The organism is Comamonas sp. BIGb0124, from assembly GCF_003752175.1.
GTDB lineage: Bacteria > Pseudomonadota > Gammaproteobacteria > Burkholderiales > Burkholderiaceae_C > Comamonas_F.
Genome location: NZ_RJVF01000001.1, coordinates 37,176 through 63,813, shown reverse-complemented (window position 1 = coordinate 63,813; position 26,638 = coordinate 37,176). Strand labels below are relative to the sequence as shown.

Below are 26,638 nucleotides of genomic sequence, written 5' to 3'. Positions count from 1 at the left end.
TCATACGATAACTGATATTAGAAGCGGGCGTCCGGATCGACTGCGGCATCGAGCGGGAGCCTGCCGAGCCTGGACCCGGTCGGCGAGGCAGCCCGAGACCCCGGCATGGTCCCGTCAGGCTCGCCGGGGGCGGTCCTCGTTCGGGGCTTCAGACGACCGAGACCGTGCTCGAGCCCGCTTGCCGCGCATCGAACACGGGCGGTGCGGTCACGATCGAGTGCAGTGCCGGCACGGCGGGGCGCAGCCGGCTCAGGTCGGGACGCGGGCGCCGCAGTTCGGCATGGCCGGCAAAGGCCTGTTCCATCGCATGCGCGGCACCCAGCACTTCGTGGTCGCGGCGGAAACCGCCCACCACCTGCAGGCCGAACGGCATGCCCGCATGGTCGGTGCCGCAGGGCAGCGAGAGGGCGGGATGCGTGGTCAGCGTGACGACATACGTCAGTGCCAGCCAGCGGTAGTAGTTGGCCTGCTGCTCGCCGTTGATGGTGTCGGCGTGCGGCTGCGTCCACGGGAAAGGCGAGACCGGCGTGGTGGGCGAGAGCACCAGGTCGTACTCGGCGAAGGTTTCCTGAAAACGATGGATCAGGCGGGTCTGCTCGGCCTGTGCCCAGGCGGAATCGAGCAGGCTCATCCGGGCGCCCATCTCGTAGTTGGCGCGGGGATTCGGGCCCAGGCTTGCGGGATCGCGCTCGTAGGCCGATTGCATGCCGGCCACGAAGGATTCGGCGCGCAGCACATCGAAGCAGCGGTGCGCATCGCCCAGATCGAACTGGACTTCGTCGCAACGCGCGAACAGATGCCGCATGGCCTTGATCTTGTTGCGGAAGGTGGTGCGGATGCCCTGATCGACCGCGCAGACGCCGAAATCGTCCGTCCAGGCCACGCGCAGGCGGCTCAGGTCGGTGCGGGCGGGTGTCAGAAAGGACAGGGCATCGAGCGGGTAACTCAGCGGATCGCCCGCATGCATGCCGGCGCTGGCGGCCAGTTGCAGGCAGGCATCCTCGACGGTGCGGCCCATCGGCCCGACCACCGAGATCGGTGTCCAGCCCAGCAGCTTGCGCACGCTGGGCACCACGCCGGGCGAGGGCCGGAAACCGACGACGCCGCATTTGGCGGCCGGGATGCGCAGCGAGCCGCCGGTGTCCGAGCCGGTGCAGACCGGCAGCATGTCGCTGGCCAGGGCAGCCGCCGAGCCGCCCGACGAACCGCCGGCATTGAGGTTGTTGTCGAAGGGATTGCCCGTGGCGCCCCACACCGGGTTGCGCGAGTTGGCCCCGGCACCCATTTCCGGCACGTTGGTCTTGCCGGCCACGATGGCACCGGCACGGCGCAGGCGGGCCACGAGTTCGATGTCCTCGCTGGGCACATGGTCGCGGTAGATCGGCGAACCCCAGGTGGTCAGCAGTCCCGCCGTGGGTTCCAGATCCTTCACGCCCAGCGGCAGGCCGTGCAGCAGGCCCAGCGGTTCACCGGCCAGCACCGCGCGTTCGGCCGCCTGGGCTTCGGTGCGGGCGCGGTCGAAGCAGGTGGCGGTGACGGCGTTGATCAGCGGGTTCACCGCCTCGATGCGCTCGATGCAGGCATCGAGCAGCTCGACCGGCGAAATGGCCTTGCTGCCGATGAGCCGGCGCAGTTCGACGGCGGAGAGTTCGACCAAAGGGCCGCTGGAGGTGGTGGTTGCGCGGGTCATGTTGCAGGTGTCTCTTCTTGTCTGGCGTCTTTGGATGGGAGGCGGAAAGCGGCCCGGCGTGCGGCCGGGCCCGGGTCATGCGGCGCGCGGCAACGGTTTCGGGCTCGCGCGCCGGCCGGGCAGGGTCAGTCTGCCGTGATGTTGGCGCGCTGAGCGAGGGCACGCATCACGGGCAGTTCCTTGTTGATGAGATCGGAGGCTGCGGCGGCATTGGCGTAGGCGGGCTCGAAGCCCTGCGCCGTGAGTTTGCTGCGGGTGTCGGCATCGGCCATCACCGTGGCCAGTGCCTTTTCGAGCTTGGCCTTGACATCCGCAGGCAGGCCCTTGGGCGCGGCCAGCACCAGCCAGGTGTCCATGTTGATGTCGGGGTAGCCGTTCTCGGCCATCGTCGGCACGTCCGGCAGCAGGGCCGAGCGTTTGGCGGTGGTCACGGCGATCGCCTTGATCTTGCCGCTCTTGAGCTGCGGGATGGCGGCCGAGACGGTATCCACGGTGAACGGAATCTGGCCGCCCATCAGGTCGGTCATGGCCGGGGCGCTGCCCTTGTAGGGCACGTGGGTCATCTTCAGGCCGGTCGCGGAGAGCACGATCTCGCCGGCGAACTGTGCCGTCGTGCCGCTGCCGAACGAGCCGTAGGCGTACTTGTCGGGGGAAGCCTTGACGTAGTCGACGAACTGCTTGACGGTCTGCACCGGCACGTCCTTGTTGGCCAGCAGGATCAGGCCCGTGCGGCCGGCGATGCCGATGGGGTCGAAGCTCTTGACCGGGTCGTAGGGCAGGTTGTTGCGGATGGCGGGATTGACGGTGAAGGTCGTGCCCGAGCTGACCAGCACGGTATAGCCGTCCGGCGCGGCCTTGGCGACATAGGACGCACCGATGATGGTGCCGGCGCCCGCGCGGTTTTCGACGACCACGGTCTGGCCCAGCGTGTCGCCGAGTTTCTGGCCGATCACGCGGCCCAGCACGTCGGTGGCACCGCCGGGCGGGAAGGGGATGACGACGGTGATGGGGCGCGACGGGAAGGCGTCGGCGGCCAGGGCCGGGGCAACGGCGCCGAGAGCGAGTGTGCAGGCGGCGGCCAGACGGGCGAGAGGGGTGGCGAAGGGCATGTGGCGGGCTCCTGAAACGGTCAGACCAGGGGTGTAGGCGGGACGAGGCGCCAGCGGCTTTGTGTCACTGGCATGAAGTTCATCCTAGGGCAAACCCTAGGCACCAACAAGCGCAATGATTAGAATAAACGCTTGCTGAAAAGGCAATCGAAAAATCCCGCCTTCAGATCAGAGTCAGAACAGGAACCGGTATGCAGAACAGGGTGTTGCAGGAAACCGCCATGCGTTATTTCCTCGAGGTGGTGCGCACCGGCTCCATCAAGGATGCGGCGCTCAAGCTCAATGTGGCGTCGTCGGCGGTCAGCCGCCAGATCGCACGGCTCGAGGCCGAACTCGACACCCTGCTGTTCGAGCGCCGCTCGCGCGGCATGGTGCCCAATGCCGCCGGCGAACTGCTGGCCGCGCACGCCCGGCGTGTGCAGCAGGACATCGAGCGTGTGACCGGCGAGATCAACTCCCTGCGGGGCCTGCGTACCGGTCGGGTGCGCATCGTCAGCGTCGAGGGATTCGCCTACGACTTCATTCCGACGCTGATCGCCCAGTTCCGCGAGCGGTATGCCGGCATCCGTTTCGATCTGGATGTGTGTTCGCAAGGCGACGTGGCCCGCCGGGTGCGCGATGGCGAAGCCGATATCGGCATCACGCTCAGTTCGGTTCCCGAAGCCGGTATCCGGGTCGAGCTGCGTTACCCGAGCCCGGTGCTGGCCGTGATGGCGAGCGACCATCCGCTGGCCGGCCAGCGCCAGGTCTCGTTCAGCCAAGTCACGGCCTACCCGCTGGCCTTGCCGCTCAAGAACAGTTCGTTGCGCCACCTGCTGGACATCAGTTGCAGCCGCCAGGGTCTGCGCTATACCCCGGTGCTGCAGAGCAACCATGCCGATGCGCTGGTCAGCTTTGCCGCGGCTGGCGGCGGGGGGGTGGCGTTCTATGGCGAGATCTCGGTGCGCACGCGCTTGAAAGCGCAGTCCATCGTCGCCATTCCGCTGCGTGATCGCGAGATGAACGAGCGTTACCTCGAGGTGCAGACCATGGCCGGGCGCAACCTGCCCGAGGCCGGCAAGGCTTTTGTGCAGCATCTGGTCGCCGCGATCCAGGCGGCAGGCGGCGGGCTGGGCCGCTCGGAGGCGGTCACCGGCGAGAGTGGCTCGAACCCCGAGTGAAATTGCCGAAATCGCAATGAATTATTCTATTTAATGCGATTCAGGCATGTTTGGAGAGCGTTTTCCCGTCGCACAATGGGATGCGTCCGCCGCGGGCGATGCCACTGCGTCTCTGCGGTGATCCGCCCGCCGGCTGTTTTTTCACTCCGATTTGCCAAGAGAGCTGTCCTCATGAGCGTGCCTGCCAACCTTCCTTTCTCCAAGATCCGTACAGCTGCCGGCCTGGCTTTCCTGGCCGGTGAAATGCCGTTTGCCGCCGACGGCAGCATTCCGGAAGGCATTGCCGCCCAGACCGATCTGACGCTCGAGCGCATCTCCGCCACCTTGGCCACCGCCGGTCTCACGCTGGCCGATGTGGTCTCGGTCACGGTGTTCCTGACCGAAAAAGAAGATTTCGCGGAATTCAACAAAGCCTATGCGGCCCACTTCAAGGATCCGCTGCCCGTTCGCGCCACCGTCTGCTCGGCGTTGATGGCCCCTGCACGCATCGAGATCTGCGTGATTGCCGCACTCCGCAACTGAACGGGCCATGCGCCCACGGGCGCGAATCGGCCCTCGGGCAAAGACTGCGTATATGACAACTGACATTCTTGTCCTCGGTGCCGGCATGGTCGGCGTCAGCACGGCGCTGGCCTTGCGCCAGCGCGGACACCGTGTGCTGCTGGTCGATCGCAAGTCGCCCGGGCGCGAAACCTCGTACGGCAACGCCGGCATGATCCAGCGCGAAGCCGTCATGCCCTACGCGTTTCCGCGCGACTGGCGGGCGCTGTGGCGCGTGGCGCTGGGGCAGGGCAACGATGTGCACTACCACCTGCGTGCCATGCCGGCCTTGCTGCCGCGCCTGGCGCGTTACTGGATGAACTCGGCGCCCAAGGCCTACGCCCCGGTGGCCCAGGCCTACAGCCAACTGATCGCGCACTGTCTCAGCGAACACGAGGCCTGGATCGGTGCCGCCGATGCGGGCGATCTCGTCCAGCGCCAAGGCTGGCTGCAGGGCTATCGCACGCCGGCGCTGTTCGATGCCGCGCGTGCACAGGCCCAGGCCGTGGCGCAGGCACACGGCCTGTCGGTCGACATGCTGGAAGGCCCTGCGCTGTCGGCCGCGTTGCCCGGCTTGCGCGGCGGCCTGCTGGCCGGTGCGGTGCACTGGAAAGATCCGTGGTCGGTGAGCGATCCGGGCGAACTGGTCGAGCGGTATGCCGCGCTGTTTCTGCGCATGGGCGGCCAGTTCAAGCAGGGCGATGCGTCCACCCTGCGGCAGGATGGAAACGGCTGGTCGGTGCAGACGGCCGATGGCCGGGTCGAGGCGCAGCACGCGGTGCTTGCACTCGGTCCTTGGGCGGATGCCGCCACGCGGGCGCTCGGCTACCGGTTGCCGCTGTTCATCAAGCGCGGCTACCACCGCCATTACGCGATGGACCGGCCCCTGCGTCTGCCCTTGCTCGATACCGAACAGGGCGTGATGCTGGCCCCCATGAAGCGCGGCTTGCGTCTGACCACCGGCGCCGAGTTCGCCGCTCTCGATGCGCCGGCCACGCCGGTGCAACTGGCACAGGCCGAACGATCCACCCGCCAGTTGTTCGAGCTGGGCGCCGGCGTCGAGCCGCAACCCTGGCTGGGCGCGCGCCCGTGCACGGTCGACATGAAACCGGTGATCGGCGCTGCGCCCCGGCATGCCGGGCTGTGGTTCAACTTCGGCCATGCCCATCAGGGTTTCACCCTGGGGCCCGCATCGGGCCGGCTGCTGGCCGAACTCATCGGGGGCGAGGCGCCCTATGTGGACCCGGCACCTTTTTCACCTCGCCGATTCGACGCGGCTTAATCCCCCATCACCACGCCTTCGCGGCGGGGATCGGCGCCGCCGAAATAACCGGTGCCCGTGCGCTCGATGGCCTGCAGGCCGCTGGTCATCTCCTGCTCCTTGACGTCGTGGCCGCGCTGGCGCAACGTCGCCAGGGTGGCGGGCGGGAAGCGGCCGGCTTCCACCGGCAGGCCGGTCTCGCTGGCGCCGAAATTGGGCAGGTCGATGGCATGTTGGGCGTTCAATCCCCAGTTGAGCATGCCGTACAGCGTCTTGGCCGTGTAGTGGATGATGGCTGCGCCGCCCGGGCTGCCGACGCTGGCCAGCAACTGGCCGGAGTTGCGGTCGAAGACCAGCGTGGGCGACATCGACGAGCGTGGGCGTTTGCCGGGTTGCACGCTGTTGGCGATCGGCTGGCCCGACGCATCGGTCGGCGTGAAGCTGAAGTCGGTCAGTTCGTTGTTGAGCATGAAGCCCTTGACCATCTGGCGCGAGCCGAAAGCCGCTTCGATGGTCGTGGTCATGGCCACGGCGTTGCCGTCCTTGTCGATGATCGAGATGTGCGAGGTGCCGTACTCGGGTTGCGGCGGCATGGGGGCGTAACCCACGCGCAGCGGCGCCGGCTGGCCGGCCGTGGCCGCAGGCATGCGTTGCGGACCGATGAGCCGGCTGCGTTCCAGCAGGTAGCCGGGCGCCAGCAGGCTGCGCCAGTCGCCGCCGGGAGCCTGCACGAAATCCGGGTCGCCGATGTAGGCCGCGCGGTCGGCAAAGGCCAGCCGGGCGGCTTCGCTGTACAGGTGCAGCCAGTTTGCGCTGGGCACCACGCCCTGTGCGGTGGCCTGCGGCGGCTGCAGTGCGGCGTCGGTATTGCCCAGGATGCCCAGGATCTGCCCGATGGCCAGCATGCCGGAGCTGGGCGGCGGAAATCCGCAGATCAGGTAAGGCTTGCTGTTGGCCGAATAGTCTGCGCACAGCGGCGTGCGTTTCTTGGGCTGGTAGGCGCTCAGGTCGGCCAGCGACAGGCGGCCGGGATTGGTGGGATGGTTGCGTACCTTGTCCACCATGGCCTGGGCTATCTCGCCCTGATAGAAGACCTTGCTGCCGCCGGCGGCGATCTGCCTCAGCGTCTGGGTGAGCTCGGGATTGCGCAGGATGGTGCCCACGGGCAGGGCATGGCCGTCGGCGCCGTAGAAGTAGCGGGCAGCCACGGGGTCGCTGCGCAGAGACGGGTCGGTCTCGATCAGCGTATGGAGACGCTGGCTGACGGGAAATCCGCGTTCGGAGAGATTGATGGCCGGCGCGAACAGCGCGGCCCAGGGCAGCTTGCCATGCGCCTGGTGTACTTGTTCCAGCATTTTGAGCAGGCCCGGCGTCCCGACGGAGCGTCCGCCCACCACCGCCTGCTGGAAAGGCATGGGCTTGCCGTCCGCACCGATGAAGAGCCGGCCGTCGGCTTCTCGCGGGGCGGTCTCGCGGCCGTCGTAAGCCTCGACCGTCTTGCCGTCGAAATGCATGAGGAATGCGCCGCCGCCCAGTCCGCTGGATTGCGGCTCGACCAGGGTCAGCACGAGCTGCACCGCAATGGCGGCGTCGACCGCCGAGCCGCCGGATTTCAGGACCTGGTCGCCGGCGGCCGTGGCCAGCGGGTTGGCTGCCGCCACGGCATAGGTCTGGGTTGCCCAACCGGGCTTGCGGGTGTAGCCCGAGCCGCTTTCCGGCTGCATGGCAGCCTGCTGCGCCGTGGGCGTATTGCCGGTGAAGGTCGAGGAGATGCCCTGCGGCGCAGGCGGCTGGCTCTGGCATCCGGCCAGCACCAGCAGGGCGCTGCAGGCCAGGGCGGTGAGGCTGGGTCCTGCCATCGGGCGGCGTGTGCCGGCATCGACCCTGGCCGTGGCACCCGCCGACCGCGAGGGGGATTGTTCGGGCGAGGCGGACATGGACCGGGACAGGGCGGCGGCTGGGGCGGTGGCGATGGTGGGCGGTGGTGTCATGGATGCTCCTCGGGCTGGGGGACGCCTGGCATGGGCGGGAGACAGCCGGCGCAGGGCAGTGCTCTCGAATCCGCATCGCCGCATCCAGGCGGGCCGGGCTGGCGGATGGGATGTTCAGGCACCGCCGAGCCGGCCGTCACGAGACTACACGAGGAAGCCGGCCGATTCGGGGCGTCCCCGGGGAAAGCCGCTGTTTTCCTACAAGGCGCGGGGCCGCGGCCCCGGTTGGACGGCCGGCGAGGCGGCTGGGCTGTGGCAAACTCGCCAGCTTTACTTGGCCGCCCCGAAGGCCCCAGGGCCGGATGGCGCGGCATGGTGCGGCAGGGCGCAAGATCGAACTTGCGCGAGACAGAGATTGAATGTGAACAAGATATTCCAGCAGATCGCCAGTGAACTCAAGGTCCGGGTCGAACAGGTCTCGACGACCGTGGCCTTGCTCGACGGCGGGGCCACCGTGCCCTTCGTGGCCCGCTACCGCAAGGAGGCCACGGGCGGCCTCGACGACGTGCAGTTGCGCGAATTGGAATACCGGCTGGGTTATCTGCGTGAACTCGAGAGCCGCCGCGAGGCGGTGCTCAAGAGCATCGACGAACAGGGCAAGCTCACGCCCGAACTGCGCGCAGCCATCGAGGCCGTGCCCACCAAGCAGGAACTCGAGGATCTGTACCTGCCCTACAAGCCCAAGCGCCGCACCAAGGGCCAGATCGCCCGCGAGAACGGCATCGACCCCCTGGCCTCGTTGCTGTTTGCCGAGCCCGACCGCGTGCCGGCCGACGAGGCCGCCAGCTACGTCAAGCCGGCCAAGGGCGAGGACGGCAGTGACTTCACCACCGTGCAGGCCGTGCTCGACGGCGTGCGCGACATCCTGTCCGAGCGCTGGGCCGAAGACGCGGCTCTTGTGCAGGATCTGCGCGAATGGCTGTGGCAGGAAGGCCTGCTGCGCAGCAAGCTGGTCGACGGCAAGGACGAGAACCATGCCGATATCGCCAAGTTCCGCGACTACTTCGATTACGACGAGCCCATCGGCCGTGTCCCGTCCCACCGGGCCCTGGCGGTGTTCCGGGGACGCCAGCAAGAGGTCCTCGACGCCAAGCTGGTGTTGCCCGTCGAGCCCGAGCCCGGCAAACCCAGCGTGGCCGAAGGCCGTATTGCGCTTCATCTGGGCTGGAGCCATTCGGCGCGGGCGGCCGACGACCTGATCCGCAAGGCCGTGGCCTGGACCTGGCGTGTCAAGCTGTCGCTGTCGACCGAGCGCGACCTGTTCGCCCGCCTGCGCGAGGATGCCGAAAAAGTCGCCATCAAGGTGTTCGCCGACAACCTGCGCGACCTGCTGCTGGCCGCTCCCGCCGGCGCCCGTGTCGTGATGGGGCTCGATCCGGGCATCCGCACCGGCGTCAAGGTCGCCGTGGTCGATGCCACCGGCAAGCTGGTCGACACCTCGACCGTCTACCCCCACGAGCCCCGCCGCGACTGGGATGGCTCGCTGCACACGCTGGCCAAGCTCTGCATGAAGCACGGCGTCAATCTCATCGCCATCGGCAACGGCACGGCCAGCCGTGAAACCGACAAGCTGGCTGCCGACCTCATCAAGCTGCTGGCCAAGGACGCGCCTTATGCCATCGAGAAGGTGGTGGTCAGCGAGGCCGGCGCCTCGGTCTACAGCGCCAGCGAGTTCGCCAGCCAGGAAATGCCGGATGTGGATGTGAGCCTGCGCGGCGCTGCCAGCATTGCGCGTCGACTGCAGGATCCGCTGGCCGAACTGGTCAAGATCGATCCCAAGAGCATCGGCGTGGGGCAGTACCAGCACGACGTCAATCAAAGCGAACTCGCCCGCACGCTCGATACGGTGGTCGAGGATTGCGTGAACGCCGTGGGCGTCGACCTGAACACGGCCAGTGCGCCGTTGCTGACCCGGGTGTCGGGGCTCTCCGGCGGCGTGGCCAAGGCCGTGGTGCGCTGGCGCGAAGCCAACGGGGCTTTCCGCAACCGCCAGCAACTGCTGTCCGTGACCGGCCTGGGGGCCAAGACTTTCGAGCAGAGTGCCGGTTTCCTGCGCATCCGCAGTGGCGACAATCCGCTCGACATGACCGGTGTGCACCCCGAGACGTATTCGGTGGTCGAGGCCATGCTGGCCCAGGTCGCCAAGCCGATCGCCGAAGTCATGGGCCGGGCCGAACTGCTCAAGGGGGTGAAGGCCGAGAGCCTGGCCAATGCCCAGTTCGGCGTGGTGACCGTGAAGGACATCCTGGCCGAACTGGAAAAGCCCGGCCGCGATCCCCGGCCTGACTTCAAGGTGGCGCGCTTCAACGATGGCGTCGAAGACATCGCCGACCTCAAGGAGGGCATGGTGCTCGAGGGGACCGTGAGCAACGTCGCAGCCTTCGGTGCGTTCGTCGACCTCGGCGTGCACCAGGACGGCCTGGTGCACGTGAGCCAGCTGTCGAACAAGTTCGTCACCGATGCGCGCGAAGTCGTCAAGACCGGCGACATCGTCAAGGTCAAGGTGCTGGAGGTCGATGCGGCCCGCAAGCGCATCAGCCTGACCATGAAACTCGACGCGGCTCCGGCGCGGCGTGACGGGCCACGCGACAACCGGTTCGAGAACGCCGGCCGCGGTGCCGGCCGCTACACGCAGCAAGGCGGCCGGGGCGCCTCTGCCGATCAGGCCGCCGGCAGCGCGATGTCGCATGCCTTCGCCAAGCTGCAAGGGCTGAAGAAGTAGCGCGGTGTCGGACAGCGCCCCGCCCGCGTGTCTGCGGGCGTGACGCGCGCCTGCGCAGGGCTTGCGAGGCGGCAACGGCCGGGGGAGACTGGAATCCAGCCCGTTGCCGGGCAGCCGTCCGGTGCAGCGGGTCTCACACAGGAGACCGACATGCCAAGAACCCAATGGAGCAACAAACGTGAACGCCAGTACCAGCACATCAAGGCCGGTCTGCTGGAGCGTGGCCGCAAGGAAGACACGGCCGAGGAAATAGCGGCGCGCGTCGTCAACAAGGAACGCGCGCGCAGTGGCGAAGCCGAACACGGCAGCGCGCTGTCGCGTGAAGACCTGTCCTCGGGCCGACGCGGCGGCCTGCGTTCGCACAGCGGTGCAGCCGGACGGACCTACGCCCAGCTGTACCAGGAGGCACGCCGGCGCGGACTCCGGGGGCGTTCCAGCATGAACAAGGCCCAGTTGCAGCGCGCGCTGGCCCACTGAGCGCCTCGAGTCGAACGCCCTGGTGCCGGATGTGCCCCGGTGTGTCGCCTGATGTCCAGAGTCGGCCAATCGGCAGTATGCTGCCGCCATGGCTTTTCTGTCCGACACCTTACCCCGCGTCTACCTGGCCGGTCCCGATATCTTTTACCCCGATCAGGACGCGCGCTACGCCTGGCTCGAAGCGCTGTGCGTGAAGCACGGCCTGCGCGGCATCCGGCCTTCGGACGGCGGCATCCATGCCGATGAACACCTTGCGCCCGATGCGCGCGCGAGCCGGATCTACCAGGGCAATGTGGCGCACCTGCAATCGGCCGATGCCTTGCTGGTGAACCTCGAGCCGTTTCGTGGCGCGGTCGAGCCCGACAGCGGCACGGTGTTCGAACTGGGCATGGCCGTGGCGCTGGGCAAGCCGGTCGCGCTGTATCTGGAACAGGCCGGCGAGTCGCTGGCCGATCGGATTCGCGCCGAATGGGGAGCCTGGCCCAAAGACAACGACGCAGGCGAAGGCGCGGGGCCTGCTTACGACGCGCGCTACCGCATGATGATCGAGGATTTCGGCTTGCCGCTCAACCTGATGCTGGCCGTGCCTGCGCTGTGCATCGAGTCTTCGCCCGAGGCCGCCGCAGCCTGCCTGGCCGCCCATCTGCGCCGGCGCTGAGCGCACTGCGGCTGCGACATCCGCAGCCTCGCTCAGAGCGAGGTTTCCAGCAATTCCCGGTAATCCTGGGCCGTGGCCGGGCGCGGGTTGGTCCCGTGGCAATGGTCGGCCAGTGCGCCCGTCACGATGCGCTCGAAGTTGTCGCGGCGCACGCCCATCTGCGCCAGGCCGGACGGCAGGCCCAGCCGTGCATTCATGTCGCGCAGCGCCAGTGCGATGTCGGTACCGGACGACAGGCCCATGGCGCGCGCCATGCGCTCCAGGCGGTTTTCGCGCTGCATGCTGTCGGCCTCGGCGTTGAACTCGACGACGGCCGGAAGGAACATGGCATTGAGCGTGCCATGGTGCAGCATGGGGTTGACGCCGCCCAGGCTGTGACTGAGCGAGTGCACCGCTCCCAGGCCTTTCTGGAACGCCATGGCACCCTGCATGGATGCACTCATGAGGTTGGCTCGCGCCTCGCGGTCGTTGCCGTGTGTGGTCGCTCTTTCGATCCACGACCAGCCCCGGGCCAGGCCGTCGAGCGCGATGCCGTCGGCCGGCGGATTGAAGGCGCTGGCCATGAAGGTCTCCATGCAGTGCGCGATGGCGTCCATGCCGGTGGCGGCCGTCAGGCGCGGCGGCAGGCCCAGTGTGAGATCCGGGTCGCAGATGGCGGCGCGGGGCACCAGATGCCATGAATGAAAACCCAGCTTGCGGTGGTCGTCGACGATGAGGATGGCGCCCCGGGCGACCTCGCTGCCGGTGCCGCTGGTCGTCGGCACTGCGATCAGCGGCGCGACCTGGGCGGTGATGAGGGCCGAGCCGCCTTCGATGGTCGCATAGCGGGTGAGCGGGCCCTCGTGGGTCGCGACCAGGGCAACGCCCTTGGCGCAGTCGATGGCCGATCCGCCGCCCACCGCGATCAGGCCGTCGCAGCCTTTCTGCCGATAGAGCGCTGCCGCCGCGCGCACGGCGTCTTCCGTGGGGTTGGGCGGGGTCTGGTCGAACACCTCGACATCCCAGCCCCGCAGGGCGTCCAGGGCTTTCTGAAGGACGCCGGCCGCTTTCACGCCCGCATCCGTCACGATCAGGGGGCGGGTCATGCCCACCCGTACGCATTCCTGCGGCAGCAGTGCGATGGCGCCGTGTTCGAACTGGATCTGGGTGACGTAGTTGATGAATGCCATGGACAGCCTTGCCTGTTGGGGTTGCAGCGGCTGCCAGGAAGAGGCGCCGGCCCGGCGTTCAGGCTATCGAGGTGCCGGGCACCCAGCCATAGGGCCAATACCGGATAGCGTTGCGCGGCAAAGACGCTGCCACGTTTTTGGAGGCAATTCGGTCAAATTGGAGAAATTAGGTGATTTCCCTTGAATTGACGGTGAGATGACGTGTTGTACGTAATTTTACGGTCGATTGCCAACGCCGGCATCCCTACCATGCAGCGCTAGGACAGATCGGCATTTTTCTTAAGGTTTTCAAAAGAAAAATCGAAATAGAAAGCGGATATCGACTTCTTTTATTGAAGTGACTACCCGCATGGATAGGTGCGCCCAAAATAATCACAACAAGCACCCGTCCTGACCCGGGCATCCACGCGCCCGCTGTCCGCAGACCCCCTAGATCCACACAACACGGAGAACTGCGAGTCCGCAATGAAACACCGAGATACACACGACCTCCTGGGCGGCCTGGCGATGCTGGCCGCGGGCGTCTTCTTTGCCGTCTACGGCAGCCGCTACAACATGGGCACGGCTGCGCGCATGGGCCCCGGCTACTTTCCCGTCATCCTCGGCTGGCTGCTGGCCGTGCTGGGCCTGCTGGTCGCGCTGCCGGCCTGGTGGCGCCAGGGCTCGCCGATCGTGGTGCAGTGGCGCAACCTGTTCTGGTCGGTGGCCAGCGTGGTGTTGTTCGCCGTGTCGCTGCGCCTGCTGGGCATGGCGCTGGCGACGTTCGTCAGTTGCCTGCTGGCCCTGGTGCCGGTGACGATGCCGCTCAAGACGCGTTTCATCTTGAGCGCCGTGATCTCGGGGCTGACCGTGCTGATCTTTGCGGTCGGCCTGCGGATGATCCTGCCGGTCTGGCCCTGGAGCCTGTGAGGAAGACACCATGGAACTGATCGACAATCTCTTGCTCGGCCTGCAGGTCGCAGCCGAACCCACCACCCTGGCTTATTGCTTCTTTGGCGTGCTGCTGGGCACCGTCGTGGGCGTGCTGCCCGGCATCGGCGCACTGGCGGCCATCTCGCTGCTGCTGCCGATCACCTATCACATCCCCCCCACCGCGGCCATCATCATGCTCGCGGGCGTCTACTACGGCGCGCAGTACGGCGGCTCGACGGCCTCCATCCTGCTGAACCTGCCGGGCACGCCGTCGTCGGCCGTGACCTGTCTGGACGGCTATCCGATGGCCAAGAAAGGCCGCTCGGGCCTGGCCCTGTTCGTCACCACGATCGCTTCGCTGGTCGGCGCCATGAGCGGGCTCATCCTGCTGGTGCTGTTCTCGCCGATGATCGCCGACCTGGGCCTGAAGTTCGGTCCGGCCGAATTCTTCTCGATGATGGTGCTGGGACTGGTGGCCGCTTCTTCGATGAGCTCGGGCTCGGCCGCCAAGGGCCTGGCCATGGTGGTCTTCGGACTGCTGCTGGGCATGGTGGGCACCGATGTGAACTCGGGCGTGGCCCGTTATCACTTCGGCCTGCCCGAACTGATGGACGGCATCAACCTCGTGGCACTCGCCATGGGCCTGTTCGGCATTGCCGAGGTGGTGCGATGCATCAATGCGGACCACACCAATCAGCAGCCCGAGCGCGTCACCATGCGCTCGATGATGCCGACACGCGAGGAGTTCAAGGCCACCATCGCGCCGATGCTGCGCGGCTCGGCCCTGGGCTCCGCACTGGGTGCACTGCCGGGTGTCGGACCGTCGATCGCGGCCTTCATGTCGTATGCCATCGAAAAACGCGTGGCCAAGGATCCGAGCCGCTTCGGCAAGGGTGCGATCGAGGGCATCTCGGCGCCCGAGTCGGCCAATAACGCCGCCGCGCAGACCGCCTTCGTGCCTTCGCTGTCGCTCGGCATTCCCGGCGATGCGGTGATGGCGGTGATGATGGGCGCGCTCATCATCCACGGCATCACGCCCGGTCCGCTGCTGATCAGCGAGCAGCCCGAGCTGTTCTGGGGCCTGGTGGTGAGCTTCATGATCGGCAACATCATGCTGGTCGTGCTCAACATCCCCACCATCGGCCTGTGGGTGGCCTTGCTGCGCATTCCCTTTGCATGGATGTATCCGGCCATTCTGGTGTTCGTGGCGCTCGGCGTGTACAGCGTCAACAACAACGAGTTCGACATCTACATGGTGGCGGTGCTGGGGGTGCTGGGCTATGCGCTGATGGTGCTGAAGTTCGAGCCCGCGCCGCTGCTGCTGGGCTACATCCTGGGCCCCATGGTGGAGGAGAACCTGCGCCGTGCCATGCTGCTCTCGCGTGGCGACCCGGCCATCTTCATCAATCGACCCATCAGTGCAGGACTGCTGGCGGTGACGGCTGCGCTGCTGCTGTGGGCCATCTGGTCGACCGTGCGCCGAGCCGTGGCTGCCAAGCGCGCACTCGACGTGGCCGAGGGACGCGCCGCCTGACATCCCGATTCGATCACCAAGCGCCCCGAAGCGCATTGCGGCTCCGCCATTGAGCCGGACGGCATCTGCGGATGCCGTTTTTTTTTGCCCCACGCAAGGCGGCGGCGGGCGCGTTAGCATCGTGGCCATGAAGTCCCAACCCACCTATCCCGCGCCGGCGCCCATGACGGCGGCCATGCGCGACGTCATCGACCGCATGGCGCGCGCCGGGCGCCCGCCGCTGCACAGCCTGACCCCCGACGAGGCGCGCGCCGCCTATGAAAAAGGCGCCAACGTGCTCGAAGTGCCCTTGCGCGCGCTGCACCAGGTGCAGGACCGCACGCTGCCCGCTCGCGACGGCGTGCCGTTGCCGGTCCGTCTGTACCGGCCCACGTCGGAGCCCGGCCTGCCGGTGGTGCTCTACCTGCATGGCGGCGGGTTCACCGTCGGGAGCGTGCGCACGCACGACGCGCTGTGCCGCGAGATCGCGGGGCAGGCCGGCTGCGCCGTCGTCTCGCTCGACTACCGCCTGGCGCCGCAGCACAAGTTCCCGACCGCCGCGCACGACGCCTGGGACGCTTGCTCGGCCCTGGCCAGCGGCGCGCTGGACGACTGGGGCCTGGATGGCCGGCGCCTGGCGGTCTGCGGCGACAGCGCGGGCGGCACGCTGGCGGCGGTCTGCGCCATTCTGGCGCGCGATGCCGGTCTGCCGCTGGCGCTGCAGGCGCTGATCTATCCGGGCTGCACCGGACATCAGGACACCGCGTCGCACCACACCTATGCGGACGGCCATGTGCTGACGCGCGAGGGCATCACCTGGTTCTTCGAACACTACATCCGCGACGCCCGCGACCGCGACGACTGGCGTTTCGCCCCCCTGTATGCCGACGACCTGGAGGGCGTCGCGCCGGCCTGGATCGGCCTGGCCGAGTGTGACCCGCTGGTCGACGAGGGCGTGCAGTACGCCGACCGGCTGCGCATGGCGGGCGTGCCCGTCGAGCTCGACATCTACCGCGGGGTCACGCACGAGTTCATCAAGATGGGCCGTGCGTTGCCCGAAGCCCGAAAGGCGCATACCGATCTGGCCGCCGTGATTCGTGCCGCGCTGGCCTGATCTCCGCACCCACGCACGCGGCCTGCCCACCGACTCAACCTGCATTCCGGATTCCAACGTGACGACCTCCAGCTCTGTTTCCACTGCCCCCTCCGCCGCATCGGCGCATGCGGCGCCCGTCTCCCGTTTTCATCATGCGCTGACCGTGCGCCGGGCCGAGGTCGATGCCCAGGGCATCGTCTTCAACGCCCATTACCTGATGTATGCCGACACCGCCGTGATGGCGTACTGGCGGGCACTGGGCGTGCCGTACGCGTCGGCCATGCGTCGCCTGGGCACCGAACTGCCGGTGCGCAAGGCTGCCGTCGAGTACTTCGCTTCGGCCCGGCCGGACGACCGCCTGCGCATCGGCGTGCGGCTGGTGCGCGTGGGGCGTACCTCGGTCACGCTCGAGGCGGCGATGCGCCGCGAGCACACCGTGCTGGCGCGGGCCGAGGTCGTCTATGTCTGCGTGGATGCGGCTCGTCGCGTGCCCACGCCGGTTCCTGTCGTGCTGCGCGGCCTGCTCGAGCGCTTCGAGTCGGACGGTGCCGCCTGCCGGCTCGAAACCGGCGACTGGGCACGCCTGCAGGCCGACGCCCAGCCCTTGCGCCGCGAGGTCTTTGTGGTGGAGCAGGGCGTGCCCGAGCACGAGGAATGGGACGGGGCCGATGCGACGGCCGTGCATGCGGTGGTCTACAACGGCCTGGGGCAGGGCATCGCCACCGGCCGGCTGCTGCAGCACGCGCCGGGCGTGGGGCGCATCGGCCGCATGGCGGTCGACCACGGCGTGCGGGGCGGCGGCCATGGTGCGCAGGTGCTCGACGGCCTGATCGCCGCGGCCCGCGCGCGCGGCGACCGAGAAGTGGTGCTGAATGCGCAGCAGTCGGCCATCGGCTTTTACCGTGGCCGCGGTTTCGCGCCTTACGGCGAGCCTTTCGACGAGGTCGGCATCCCCCATCAATCCATGCGGCTGGTGCTGTAGCGCCTGCGGGCAGGCATGCGGCCAGGCGAGTTGGGGGCCGAGGGTCTTGAATACATTGCTTTGACAGACAAGTCGTTTTTACTGGTGTTTACCCTGTATTAGGGTTTGTTTGAGCCTGAAAAAACCATTCTCTGTATACATTGTCTTCACCGAGAGCAGTGAACTGCCCCTTGATGCCCCCCGAGGCCTGGAGAAGACAATGACCCCGATGAAAACCGCCGCGTTCCCCCTCAACGCCTGGTATGCCGCCGCCTACGACGTCGAAGTCAAGCACAGCCTGCTGCCGCGCACCATCTGCAAGCAGAAGCTGGTGATGTTCCGCAAGAGCGACGGGCAGGTCGCGGTGCTCGAGGACGCCTGCTGGCACCGCCTTCTGCCGCTGTCCATGGGACGGCTCGAAGGCGACGAGGTGGTTTGCGGTTATCACGGTCTGGTCTACAACGCCGCCGGCCGCTGCACCCACATGCCCAGCCAGGAAACGCTCAATCCCTCGGCCTGCGTGCGCAGTTATCCGGCGGTCGAGAAACATCGCTTCGTCTGGGTCTGGCCCGGCGATCCGGCCAAGGCCGATCCGGCGCTGATTCCCGACATGCACTGGAACGACGATGCCGAATGGGCGGGCGACGGCAAGCTGATCACCGTCAAGTGCGATTACCGGCTGGTGGTCGACAACCTGATGGACCTCACGCACGAGACCTTCGTGCACGGGTCGAGCATCGGCAACCGGGCCGTGGCCGAGTCGCCTTTCGTCGCCACCCATGGCGACCGCACGGCAACGGTCACACGCTGGATGGAAGGCGTCGAACCGCCGCCGTTCTGGGCTTCGCAGATCGACCACGCCCGCGGCTACCGCGGCCCGGTCGACCGCTGGCAGATCATCCGCTTCGAGGCCCCGTGCACCGTCACCATCGACGTGGGCGTGGCCGAAGCGGGCAGCGGCGCGGTGCCGCCCGGCGGCAACGCGGGCGATCCCACGCAGGGCGATCGCAGCCGCGGCGTCAACGGGTTCGTGCTCAACACCATCACGCCCGAAACCGATGGCACCTGCCATTACTTCTGGGCCTTTGCGCGCAACTATTGCCTGGGCGAGCAGCGCCTGACGCATCTGCTGCGCGAGGGTGTGGCCACTATCTTCCGCGAGGACGAACTGGTGCTCGAGGCCCAGCAGCAGGCCATCGACGAGCGGCCGGACCACATCTTCTACAACCTCAACATCGATGCCGGATCGATGTGGGCACGCCGCCTCATCGACAAGATGATCGCCAAGGAAACACCGCCCGGCCGCACGGTCGTGCCCATCCGCCAGGTGGCCTGAATGCCGCGAGGACTTGCAGCCATGCCCGACCTCACGCTGGACTCCACCACGGCAGACCCTGGCGCATCCTCGGCGGGCGCCGGTGCGCCGGCTTCCGCCTCGCAGGCCATGAAGGCCCAGCTCCAGCTGCGCGAGTCGATTCTTTCCGGCGACCTGCCGCCCAGCGCACGCCTGACCGAGATGGCCATCGTCGAGCGGCTGGGCATGTCGCGCACCCCCGTGCGCACGGCCCTGGCCCGTCTGGCCGAAGAAGGCCTGCTCGAATCCTCGCCCGGTGGCGGCTACAGCGTGCGCACGTTTCGGGAGCAGGACGTGGCCGATGCGATCGAACTGCGGGGCGTGCTCGAAGGCATGCTGGCGCGCCGCGCGGCCGAACGCGGCGCCCGGCGCGAGTCGCTCGATGCCGCCCGGCAATGCCTGAACGATATCGACGGCGTGCTGGCGGCCGCGACGCTCGACGACGAGGCCATTTCGCGATACGAGCAGCTCAACGATGTGTTTCACCAATGCGTGCAGGCGATGGCGCAGGCGCCGGTGCTGCAGCGTGAGCTCGATCGGGTGGTCAAGCTGCCGTTTGCGTCGCCCTCGGCCTTCGTGATCGTCGACTGCCATTCGCGGCGCGCACGCGACATGCTGACCGTGGCCCAACATCAGCACTGGCAGGTGCTCGATGCCATCGCCGCACGTGAAGGCGCGCGCGCCGAGGCTCTGCTCCGAGAGCATTGCCGCATCGCCCAGCGCAATCTGCAGGTGGCGCTGCATGCCGCACCCGACCAGCCCAATGCCCCCGGCGTCAGCCTGATTCGCCGCCGCTAGCGCCTGCAGCCTGCCGTGGCGGCCGGTGAGCGCGGCCGGCACGCGCAGGGCGCACGTGGCCGAGCGGCCAGGCCGGCCGCAGCGACCGAGCCGGCGGGCTCGACGGTCCGATTCAAACCGATCGTTGAATTGAAGATGAGATCGGGCGTTCACCCTGCCGCACGGCGACCTCGTGCCGTGTACCCCGTGCCCAGCCGCTGCCGTTTTTTCCGCATTCTTGATTTCTTGCCTCGGGAGACCCCCCATGATCGTCAACACCGAATTCTCCGAAGCCGTCGTCGAATCGCTGCACGATGTCACGCCCACGGTGCGTGAGCTGCGCATCCGGCCGATCGTGCACAAGCCCCTGCCGCACGACCCCGGTGCGCATCTGCAGGTGCAGATCCTGGTCGCCGGCGCGCTGGGTCAGCCCCAGGTACAGACCCGCCACTATTCGCTGGTGGGCGAGCCCGACGGCGAGCATTACCGGATCGCCGTGAAACGGCAGGACGATGGCCGCGGCGGCTCGCTGGCCATGTGGCGCCTGGCCGCAGGCGACCGCCTCGTCGTGAGCTCGCCGCAAAACCATTTCCCGCTCGACACACGGGCTCCGGACTACCTGCTGGTGGCCGGCGGCATCGGCATCACGCCCATGGTGATGATGGCCCAGCGCCTGGCCGCACGCGGCGCGTCGGTGCGCATGATCTACAGCGCGCGCAGCGCCGCCGAACTCGCGTTTGCCGAAGAGCTGAAGCCGGTGCTGGGCGACCGTCTGGACCTGTATGCCGGCGACCGCGGCGAACATGCCGACCTGGCTGCCGCCATCGATGGCTTGGCCCACGGCGGTCTGCTCTATACCTGCGGTCCGGTTCCCATGCTCGATGCGATCAAGCTGGCCTGGAGCCGCGTGGGCAGGCCGCCGCAGGATCTGCGGTTCGAGACTTTCGGCAGCGGCGGCAGTCATGCGGCCCAGGAGTTTGCGGTCCATGTACCGCGACATGGCCTTCAGATCACCGTGCCTGTCGGCAGCAGCCTGCTGGAGACGCTGGAGCACCACGGCATCGAGGCGGTATCCGATTGCCGGCGCGGCGAATGCGGCCTGTGCACCCTCGACGTGCTGTCGCTCGACGGCGAGATCGACCACCGCGACGTGTTCCTGTCGGACGAGGAAAAGCACAGCAACACCCGCATCTGCGCCTGCGTGTCGCGTGTCGTGGGCTGCATCACGCTCGATACCTCGTACCGGCCCGATACCTTGCCGACGCATGCATGAGCAGGGTCGTCCCGTTGCCCCGGGCAGCGCCCGGTTTGCACAGCTTTGCAAGGACTCGGGAATACCCCAGGGCATGGCCTGCACCCTTTGCCCCTTCGACTTCTATGATTCCCCGCCGATTGACAATTTCTGACACCAGGAGACAAACATGACTGCCAACACACGACGCACATGGATCAGTTGGGCCGCTCTGGCGGCCTTGGGCGCCACACTGGCCCAGCCCGGCTGGGCGCAGGACTCGACGTTCAAGGTCGGGCTGATCCTGCCGATGACCGGACAGCAGGCCTCCACCGGCCGCCAGGTCGAGGCCGCCGCACGTCTCTACATCGCCCAGCACGGCGACACGGTCGCCGGTAAAAAGATCGAGCTGATCGTCAAGGACGACACCGGCCTGCCCGATGTCAGCCGCCGCCTGGCGCAGGAACTGGTCATCAAGGACAAGGTCGGCGTGCTGGCCGGCTTCGGCCTCACGCCGCTGGCGCTGGCCGTGGCGCCCGTGGCCACGCAATCCAAGACGCCGCTGTTGGTGATGGCCGCCGCCACCTCCAGCATCACCGAGGCCTCGCCCTATGTGTTGCGGACCAGCTTCACGCTGCCGCAGGCCGCCGTGGTCATCGCCGACTGGGCGCCCAAGAACGGCATCAAGAAGGTCGTGTCGCTGGTCAGCGACTACGGCCCGGGCGTCGATGCCGAGAAGTTCTTCTCCGAGCAATTCAAGAAGAATGGCGGCGAAGTGGTCGAGAGCCTGCGGGTGCCGCTGCGCAACCCCGACTTCGCGCCTTTCCTGCAGAAGGTGCGCGACGCCAAGCCCGATGCGCTGTTCGTGTTCGTGCCGTCGGGTGCGGGTGCGGCGATCATGAAACAGTTCGTCGAGCGCGGCATGGACAAGGCCGGCATCAAGCTCATCGGCACCGGCGACCTGACGGACGACGATCAGCTCAACGACATGGGCGACGGCGCGCTGGGCGTGGTCACGGCTCACCATTACTCGGCCTACCACCCGTCGGATCTCAACCGCCAGTTCGTCGAGGCTTTCAAGAAAGCCAACAACAACCTGCGGCCCAACTTCATGGCGGTCGGCGGCTACGACGGCATGCATGCCATCTACGAAGCGCTCAAGGCCAGCAAGGGCGAAGGCAGCGATGCCCTGCTCAAGGGCTTCAAGGGCCTGAGCTTCGAGAGCCCGCGCGGCACGGTGACCATCGATCCCGAGACCCGCGACGTGGTGCACGACGTCTACCTGCGCAAGGTCGAACGCAAGGACGGCCAGCTTTACAACGTCGAGTTCGATGTCGTGAAGGCCGTGAAGGATCCGGGCAAGGCCCCCAAGTAAACCGCAAGCGCATTTCCCATGCTCACCATCCTGTTTGACGGCGTCGCCTACGGCATGCTGTTGTTTGTGCTCGCCGTGGGGCTGGCCGTGACCATGGGGTTGATGAATTTCATCAACCTCGCTCACGGTGCCTTTGCCATGGCCGGCGGCTACATCACCGTGCTGCTGATGCAGCGGGCCGACGTTCCCTTCCTGCTTTGCCTGCCCATCGCCTTCGTGGGGACGGCACTGCTGGGAGCGGTGCTCGAGCGCACGCTCTACCGCCCCATGTATGGCAAGCCGCATCTCGACCAGGTGCTGTTTTCCATCGGCCTGACCTTCATGGCCGTGGCCGCCATGGACTACTTCGTCGGCTCGACCCAGCAGCTCGTGCAGTTGCCGGACTGGCTGCGCGGCCGCACCGAGATCGGCGAGGGCGCCTGGACGCTGGGCATGGGTCACTACCGCATCTTCATCATCGTGGTGTGCGCGGCGTTGACGGTCGGCTTGCAATATGCGCTCACCCGCACGCGTTTCGGCAGCCGCCTGCGGGCGGCGGTCGACGACCAGCGTGTAGCGGCTGGGCTGGGCATCAATGTGAACGTGATCTTTCTGGCGACCTTTGCCGTCGGCTCGGGCCTGGCCGGGCTGGGCGGCGCGCTCGGCGCCGAGGTGCTCGGGCTCGATCCGACGTTCCCGCTCAAGTTCATGATCTATTTCCTGATCGTCGTGGCGGTGGGCGGCACCTCGTCCATCACCGGACCGCTGCTGGCCGCGCTGCTGCTGGGCGTGGCCGACATGGCGGGCAAGTATTACGTGCCCAAGCTGGGCGCCTTCATCGTCTACAGCGTGATGATCGCCATCCTGATCTGGCGGCCCCATGGCCTGTTCGTGCGCCGGGGAGGGCGCGTGTCATGAACCCGACTTCCTCGTCATCGCCCGGGCCCGCCGCGGCGCAACCGGCCTCGCAGGCGTCGGCCCTGGGAACCAGCCTGCTGGCCCGCAGCCGCTGGCGTGCCTGGGAATTGATCGCCTGGGCCGTGGCCTTCACCGTGCCGTGGCTGTTCAGCGATCAGGCCCTCATCGTCAACGAGATCGCCATCGTGGCGCTCTTTGCCATCTCGCTCGACTTGATCCTGGGCTACACCGGCATCGTCTCGCTGGGTCATGCGGCGTTCTTCGGCCTCGGCGCATATGTGGCCGCGTTGTTCGCCAAACACGTCATGCCCGATCCCCTGGTGGGACTGGTGGTCGCCACCGCCTGCGCCACGGTGCTGGGCGCCATCGGCAGCCTGTCGGTCATGCGGGGCACCGACCTCACACGGCTCATGGTCACCATCGGCGTGGCGCTGATCCTGCTCGAAATCGCCAACAAGATGGACTGGCTCACCGGCGGTGCGGACGGTCTGCAGGGCGTGGTGATCGGCCCCATCCTCGGTTTCTTCGAGTTCGACTTCATGGGGCAGACGGCGGCCTGGTACTCGCTGTCGGTCACCCTGGTGTGTTTTGTGCTGCTGCGCCGCCTGGTGCATTCGCCCTTCGGGGCCACCCTGCAGGCGGTGCGCGACAACCCGCTGCGGGCCCGTGCCATCGGCATTCCGGTCGTGCAGCGCATTGCCATGGCCTACACGCTGGCGGCCGCGGTGGCCGGGGCGGCCGGCGCACTGCTGGCGCAGACCACGGCCTTTGCCTCGCTCGACGTCTTTGCCTTCGAGCGCTCGGCCGACGTGATGCTGATGCTGGTCATCGGCGGCACCGGCTGGCTCTACGGCGGCGTGATCGGCGCCATCGCCTTCAAGATCATGCACGACGTGCTGTCCTCGATCACCCCGCAGTACTGGATGTTCTGGCTTGGCCTGTTCCTCGTGGTGCTGATGCTGGTCGGACGCGAGCGCCTGTTCAAGCCCTGGACCTGGTGGCGACGCAGCCAGAAGGCCATCCCTTCGGAACCCACGCGGAAGGACGCGGCATGAGCACCCCTCTCGTGAACAAGCCTCCCGGCACGGCCGGGCAGGCCCCGGATGCGGCGACCGCCGCGCCCGTGGTGCTTTCCGCCAGCGGGCTGGTCAAGCGCTTCGGCGGCATCACGGCCACCAGCCACGTCAGCCTGGATCTGCACCAGGGTGCCCGCCATGCCCTGATCGGTCCCAACGGGGCCGGCAAGACCACGCTCATCAACCTGCTCACCGGCGTGCTCGACGCCACCGAGGGGCGCATCCTGCTCGACGGCGAGGACATCACGCGCCTGCCGCCTCACCAGCGGGTGCGGCGCGGGCTGGTGCGGACCTTCCAGATCAACCAGCTGTTCGACAACTTCACGCCGTTGCAGACACTGGCCATGACGGTTGCGCAGCACCGGGGCCAGGGCCGCCGCTGGTGGCAGGCGTTGGGCGCCGACCGCGCAGTCAACGAACGCTGCGAGCAACTGCTGGCCGAGTTCCGGCTGCTCGGCGTGATGGATCAGCCGACGCGCACGCTGGCCTACGGCAAGCGGCGTCTGCTCGAGATCGCCATCGCACTGGCCTGCGAGCCGCGTGTGCTGCTGCTCGACGAGCCGGTGGCCGGCGTCCCCGCCGGCGAGCGGGAAGAGCTGCTGCGCACCGTGGCCGAACTGCCCGCCGATGTGTCGGTGCTGCTCATCGAGCACGACATGGACCTGGTCTTCAGTTTTGCCAAACGCATGACGGTGCTGGTCAACGGCGCCGTGCTCACCGAAGGCGATCCGGTCCAGATCGCCAACGATCCGCAGGTCAAGGCGGTGTATCTGGGCCATGGCGATTCGCCGTCCGATCCGCCGTCGCATCCGCACACCGCATCGACCCAACCCCAGGAGCTCTCGCATGGCTGATCTGCTCGACGTGCGCCAGTTGCGCGCAGGCTACGGCGAGGCCGTGGTGCTGCAGGACGTCTCCCTGTCCCTGGCCGAAGGCCACACCCTGGCCCTGCTGGGCCGCAACGGCACCGGCAAGACCACCTTCATCAACACCCTGGCGGGGGCCACGCGCCAGCATGGCGGCCGCATCCGGCTGGGAGACGCCGAGCTGCACCGCCTGGCGCCGCACGAACGAGCCGCCGCCGGCATCGGCTGGGTGCCGCAAGAACGCAATATCTTCAAGTCGCTCACGGTGCACGAGAACCTGACCGCCGTGGCCCGCCCGGGCCGCTGGCAGCCGGCGCGGGTGTACGAGATGTTTCCCCGCCTGGCCGAGCGCAAGGGCAACCTCGGCACGCAACTGTCGGGCGGCGAGCAGCAGATGCTGGCCGTCGGGCGTGCGCTGGTGCTCAATCCGCGGCTGCTGCTGCTCGACGAGCCGCTCGAGGGCCTGGCGCCCATCATCGTCGAGGAATTGCTCAAGGCCATCCGCCGCATCACCCGCGAGGAAGGGCTCAGCGCCATCATCGTCGAGCAGCATCCCCAGGCCATCCTGGCGATCGCCGACCAGGCGGTGGTGCTCGATCGCGGCACGGTCGTCCACCAGGGCGCGGCGGCGGCCCTGCTGGCCCGGCCCGATCTGCTCGACAGCCTGCTCGGCGTGAGCCGGTGAGCGGTGCATGGCGCCCATCGGGTGTTTTTTCCGAGGCCTTGCGTTGCGTGTGCGTCCGTCGTATGACAACTGAGGCGATAATCTTCGCCCATGCCGTCCAGTGCCCCTGATAAAAAACCGATGACCGCGCCGGAGACCGCTGCGCCCAAGATCCGCCAGGTCCGACGACCTGCCGGTGCCGTGCGCAAGACTGCGCGTGCCGAGGCTCCGCGGACCAACGACCCGGCCGCCACCATTGCCAACATCATGGAGGTGGCCACGGCCGAGTTTGCCGCCAAGGGCCTCAGCGGTGCGCGCATCGACGAGATATCGGACGAGACGCGCACCAGCAAGCGCATGATCTATTACTACTTCGGCAGCAAGGAAGGCCTGTACGTGGCCGTGCTCGAAGAGGCCTACCGCCGCATCCGCCACATCGAGACCGACCTGCACCTCGAAGACCTGGGCCCCGAGGACGCACTGCGCCGTCTGGTCTCGTTCACGGTCGAGTACCAATGGAAGAACCAGGACTTCATCCGCCTGGTCATGAACGAAAACATCCACCGCGGCGAGTTCCTGTCGCAAAGCGAGATCATCCGCGAACTCAACATCCCCGCGATCGAGGCCGTCCAGTCGGTTTACGAACGCGGGGTGACCGAGGGCGTGTTCCGCGCCGGACTCGATCCGGTCGACCTGCACATGTCCATCAGCGCGTTGAGTTTCTTCAACGTCGCCAACCAGCATACTTTTTCGCTCATCTTCGATCGGCAGGTCGATATCGACGCACGCGCCCGCGACAGTGCGGAAATGCTGGTCCGTTTCGTCAAGCGCTGAACGGCACGGAAAAGGCCGTTTCACGCGTCTGCCCTGTTGCCAAAAAAGTACGACCGTTCGCACTTTTAATTGGTGATAACACCAGTGCGAAGCGAAGTGGCCGATAGCAGTTCAATTGCGATTCTTATGATGGATCGGCAAAATATTTCAGATAATCAAACGAAATTCGAACGATTTTCTTGATTTCTGACTGAATCTCGAGGAACTGTCTCTGTTGTGTGGGCCAGCGCACAAGGCGGGCCGACGGCGCCTTAGTGGTTAGCCCGCAATGCGGCCATCTCCGAGCCTCTTTAGATTGTGAGTCG

23 protein-coding genes are annotated in these 26,638 nt (G+C 67.2%); 19 read left to right on the top strand and 4 right to left on the bottom strand.

What is annotated here, in order from left to right:
• Positions 1 to 148: 148 nt before the first annotated feature.
• Together EC845_RS00300 and EC845_RS00295 are read right to left on the bottom strand one after the other, a co-directional pair.
• On the bottom strand, positions 149 to 1,690 hold the full coding sequence (locus EC845_RS00300) for an amidase (protein WP_123295234.1): 1,542 nt from the start codon (positions 1,688 to 1,690) through the stop codon (positions 149 to 151).
• A 125-nt stretch (positions 1,691 to 1,815) separates the two neighbouring features.
• Positions 1,816 to 2,799, bottom strand: a complete 984-nt coding sequence (locus EC845_RS00295) for a tripartite tricarboxylate transporter substrate binding protein (RefSeq protein WP_123295233.1) — start codon at positions 2,797 to 2,799, stop codon at positions 1,816 to 1,818.
• 191 nt (positions 2,800 to 2,990) lie between these two features.
• Between EC845_RS00295 and EC845_RS00290 the strand changes: the two genes are divergently transcribed.
• The 3 genes from EC845_RS00290 to EC845_RS00280 all read left to right on the top strand — a co-directional run bounded on the left by EC845_RS00290 (position 2,991) and on the right by EC845_RS00280 (position 5,781).
• Entirely contained in the window at positions 2,991 to 3,959 is a 969-nt protein-coding gene (locus tag EC845_RS00290) for a LysR family transcriptional regulator (RefSeq protein ID WP_123295232.1), read from the top strand.
• Positions 3,960 to 4,130: 171 nt separating this feature from the next.
• A complete protein-coding gene (locus EC845_RS00285; RefSeq protein WP_123295231.1) occupies positions 4,131 to 4,481 on the top strand; it encodes a RidA family protein in 351 nt (116 codons plus the stop codon).
• A 52-nt stretch (positions 4,482 to 4,533) separates the two neighbouring features.
• On the top strand, positions 4,534 to 5,781 hold the full coding sequence (locus EC845_RS00280; RefSeq protein ID WP_123295230.1) for an FAD-binding oxidoreductase: 1,248 nt from the start codon (positions 4,534 to 4,536) through the stop codon (positions 5,779 to 5,781).
• On the opposite strand, the gene ggt is transcribed toward EC845_RS00280, so the two are convergent.
• Entirely contained in the window at positions 5,778 to 7,619 is a 1,842-nt protein-coding gene (ggt, locus tag EC845_RS00275; protein ID WP_123295312.1) for a gamma-glutamyltransferase, read from the bottom strand. The two genes, EC845_RS00280 and ggt, sit on opposite strands and share 4 nt — an antisense overlap.
• Before the next feature lie 493 nt (positions 7,620 to 8,112).
• Here ggt and EC845_RS00270 point away from each other — a divergent pair, with 493 nt between their 5' ends.
• The 3 genes from EC845_RS00270 to EC845_RS00260 all read left to right on the top strand — a co-directional run bounded on the left by EC845_RS00270 (position 8,113) and on the right by EC845_RS00260 (position 11,608).
• Positions 8,113 to 10,473 (top strand): Tex family protein, encoded by a 2,361-nt coding sequence (locus EC845_RS00270; protein WP_123295229.1) that lies wholly within the window; start codon positions 8,113 to 8,115, stop codon positions 10,471 to 10,473.
• Positions 10,474 to 10,623: 150 nt separating this feature from the next.
• The gene (locus EC845_RS00265) at positions 10,624 to 10,950 is read left to right on the top strand and encodes a plasmid stabilization protein (RefSeq protein WP_123295228.1); all 327 of its coding nucleotides are present in this window, start codon (positions 10,624 to 10,626) and stop codon (positions 10,948 to 10,950) included.
• An 88-nt stretch (positions 10,951 to 11,038) separates the two neighbouring features.
• Positions 11,039 to 11,608 carry a nucleoside 2-deoxyribosyltransferase gene (locus EC845_RS00260; protein ID WP_123295227.1) on the top strand — a complete coding sequence of 190 codons (570 nt, stop codon included), beginning with the start codon at positions 11,039 to 11,041 and terminating at the stop codon, positions 11,606 to 11,608.
• Positions 11,609 to 11,640: 32 nt separating this feature from the next.
• Here the strand turns inward: EC845_RS00260 and EC845_RS00255 are convergent, their stop codons facing one another.
• Positions 11,641 to 12,777: an iron-containing alcohol dehydrogenase gene (locus EC845_RS00255; protein ID WP_123295226.1), complete on the bottom strand. Its 1,137-nt coding sequence runs from the start codon at positions 12,775 to 12,777 to the stop codon at positions 11,641 to 11,643.
• A gap of 465 nt (positions 12,778 to 13,242) precedes the next feature.
• Between EC845_RS00255 and EC845_RS00250 the strand changes: the two genes are divergently transcribed.
• From EC845_RS00250 to EC845_RS00190, 13 genes are all read left to right on the top strand, one after another.
• Positions 13,243 to 13,686, top strand: a complete 444-nt coding sequence (locus EC845_RS00250) for a tripartite tricarboxylate transporter TctB family protein (protein WP_123295225.1) — start codon at positions 13,243 to 13,245, stop codon at positions 13,684 to 13,686.
• Between the two features lie 10 nt (positions 13,687 to 13,696).
• Positions 13,697 to 15,223, top strand: coding sequence for a tripartite tricarboxylate transporter permease (locus tag EC845_RS00245; RefSeq protein ID WP_123295224.1), 1,527 nt, complete (start codon positions 13,697 to 13,699; stop codon positions 15,221 to 15,223).
• Positions 15,224 to 15,350: 127 nt separating this feature from the next.
• Entirely contained in the window at positions 15,351 to 16,316 is a 966-nt protein-coding gene (locus EC845_RS00240) for an alpha/beta hydrolase (protein WP_233597877.1), read from the top strand.
• 139 nt (positions 16,317 to 16,455) lie between these two features.
• Positions 16,456 to 17,280 (top strand): YbgC/FadM family acyl-CoA thioesterase, encoded by an 825-nt coding sequence (locus tag EC845_RS00235; protein ID WP_233597888.1) that lies wholly within the window; start codon positions 16,456 to 16,458, stop codon positions 17,278 to 17,280.
• A gap of 208 nt (positions 17,281 to 17,488) precedes the next feature.
• Positions 17,489 to 18,595, top strand: a complete 1,107-nt coding sequence (locus EC845_RS00230; RefSeq protein ID WP_123295310.1) for an aromatic ring-hydroxylating dioxygenase subunit alpha — start codon at positions 17,489 to 17,491, stop codon at positions 18,593 to 18,595.
• 21 nt (positions 18,596 to 18,616) lie between these two features.
• Positions 18,617 to 19,411, top strand: a complete 795-nt coding sequence (locus EC845_RS00225; protein WP_123295223.1) for a GntR family transcriptional regulator — start codon at positions 18,617 to 18,619, stop codon at positions 19,409 to 19,411.
• 244 nt (positions 19,412 to 19,655) lie between these two features.
• Positions 19,656 to 20,663 carry a PDR/VanB family oxidoreductase gene (locus EC845_RS00220; RefSeq protein ID WP_123295222.1) on the top strand — a complete coding sequence of 336 codons (1,008 nt, stop codon included), beginning with the start codon at positions 19,656 to 19,658 and terminating at the stop codon, positions 20,661 to 20,663.
• Between the two features lie 148 nt (positions 20,664 to 20,811).
• Positions 20,812 to 21,996 carry an ABC transporter substrate-binding protein gene (locus tag EC845_RS00215; protein WP_123295221.1) on the top strand — a complete coding sequence of 395 codons (1,185 nt, stop codon included), beginning with the start codon at positions 20,812 to 20,814 and terminating at the stop codon, positions 21,994 to 21,996.
• Positions 21,997 to 22,014: 18 nt separating this feature from the next.
• Positions 22,015 to 22,893, top strand: coding sequence for a branched-chain amino acid ABC transporter permease (locus EC845_RS00210; RefSeq protein WP_123295220.1), 879 nt, complete (start codon positions 22,015 to 22,017; stop codon positions 22,891 to 22,893).
• Positions 22,890 to 23,948, top strand: a complete 1,059-nt coding sequence (locus tag EC845_RS00205) for a branched-chain amino acid ABC transporter permease (RefSeq protein ID WP_123295219.1) — start codon at positions 22,890 to 22,892, stop codon at positions 23,946 to 23,948. Before EC845_RS00210 ends, EC845_RS00205 begins: the two co-directional genes overlap by 4 nt.
• On the top strand, positions 23,945 to 24,823 hold the full coding sequence (locus EC845_RS00200; protein WP_123295218.1) for an ABC transporter ATP-binding protein: 879 nt from the start codon (positions 23,945 to 23,947) through the stop codon (positions 24,821 to 24,823). The genes EC845_RS00205 and EC845_RS00200 overlap by 4 nt, the downstream gene beginning before the upstream one ends.
• Positions 24,816 to 25,520 (top strand): ABC transporter ATP-binding protein, encoded by a 705-nt coding sequence (locus EC845_RS00195; RefSeq protein WP_123295217.1) that lies wholly within the window; start codon positions 24,816 to 24,818, stop codon positions 25,518 to 25,520. Before EC845_RS00200 ends, EC845_RS00195 begins: the two co-directional genes overlap by 8 nt.
• A 120-nt stretch (positions 25,521 to 25,640) precedes the next feature.
• Positions 25,641 to 26,333, top strand: a complete 693-nt coding sequence (locus EC845_RS00190; protein ID WP_123295216.1) for a TetR/AcrR family transcriptional regulator — start codon at positions 25,641 to 25,643, stop codon at positions 26,331 to 26,333.
• Positions 26,334 to 26,638: the final 305 nt, after the last annotated feature.

Coding starts and splice junctions, on each gene's coding strand:
- EC845_RS00260 (WP_123295227.1), top strand. CDS start 11,039: ATGGCTTTTCTGTCCGACACCTTACCCCGCGTCTACCTGGCCGGTCCC.
- EC845_RS00245 (WP_123295224.1), top strand. CDS start 13,697: ATGGAACTGATCGACAATCTCTTGCTCGGCCTGCAGGTCGCAGCCGAA.
- EC845_RS00230 (WP_123295310.1), top strand. CDS start 17,489: ATGAAAACCGCCGCGTTCCCCCTCAACGCCTGGTATGCCGCCGCCTAC.
- EC845_RS00215 (WP_123295221.1), top strand. CDS start 20,812: ATGACTGCCAACACACGACGCACATGGATCAGTTGGGCCGCTCTGGCG.
- EC845_RS00295 (WP_123295233.1), bottom strand. CDS start 2,799: ATGCCCTTCGCCACCCCTCTCGCCCGTCTGGCCGCCGCCTGCACACTC.
- EC845_RS00285 (WP_123295231.1), top strand. CDS start 4,131: ATGAGCGTGCCTGCCAACCTTCCTTTCTCCAAGATCCGTACAGCTGCC.
- EC845_RS00210 (WP_123295220.1), top strand. CDS start 22,015: ATGCTCACCATCCTGTTTGACGGCGTCGCCTACGGCATGCTGTTGTTT.
- EC845_RS00220 (WP_123295222.1), top strand. CDS start 19,656: ATGATCGTCAACACCGAATTCTCCGAAGCCGTCGTCGAATCGCTGCAC.
- EC845_RS00255 (WP_123295226.1), bottom strand. CDS start 12,777: ATGGCATTCATCAACTACGTCACCCAGATCCAGTTCGAACACGGCGCC.
- ggt (WP_123295312.1), bottom strand. CDS start 7,619: ATGGCAGGACCCAGCCTCACCGCCCTGGCCTGCAGCGCCCTGCTGGTG.
- EC845_RS00240 (WP_233597877.1), top strand. CDS start 15,351: ATGAAGTCCCAACCCACCTATCCCGCGCCGGCGCCCATGACGGCGGCC.
- EC845_RS00280 (WP_123295230.1), top strand. CDS start 4,534: ATGACAACTGACATTCTTGTCCTCGGTGCCGGCATGGTCGGCGTCAGC.
- EC845_RS00250 (WP_123295225.1), top strand. CDS start 13,243: ATGAAACACCGAGATACACACGACCTCCTGGGCGGCCTGGCGATGCTG.
- EC845_RS00300 (WP_123295234.1), bottom strand. CDS start 1,690: ATGACCCGCGCAACCACCACCTCCAGCGGCCCTTTGGTCGAACTCTCC.
- EC845_RS00200 (WP_123295218.1), top strand. CDS start 23,945: ATGAGCACCCCTCTCGTGAACAAGCCTCCCGGCACGGCCGGGCAGGCC.
- EC845_RS00190 (WP_123295216.1), top strand. CDS start 25,641: ATGACCGCGCCGGAGACCGCTGCGCCCAAGATCCGCCAGGTCCGACGA.
- EC845_RS00225 (WP_123295223.1), top strand. CDS start 18,617: ATGCCCGACCTCACGCTGGACTCCACCACGGCAGACCCTGGCGCATCC.
- EC845_RS00195 (WP_123295217.1), top strand. CDS start 24,816: ATGGCTGATCTGCTCGACGTGCGCCAGTTGCGCGCAGGCTACGGCGAG.
- EC845_RS00265 (WP_123295228.1), top strand. CDS start 10,624: ATGCCAAGAACCCAATGGAGCAACAAACGTGAACGCCAGTACCAGCAC.
- EC845_RS00290 (WP_123295232.1), top strand. CDS start 2,991: ATGCAGAACAGGGTGTTGCAGGAAACCGCCATGCGTTATTTCCTCGAG.
- EC845_RS00205 (WP_123295219.1), top strand. CDS start 22,890: ATGAACCCGACTTCCTCGTCATCGCCCGGGCCCGCCGCGGCGCAACCG.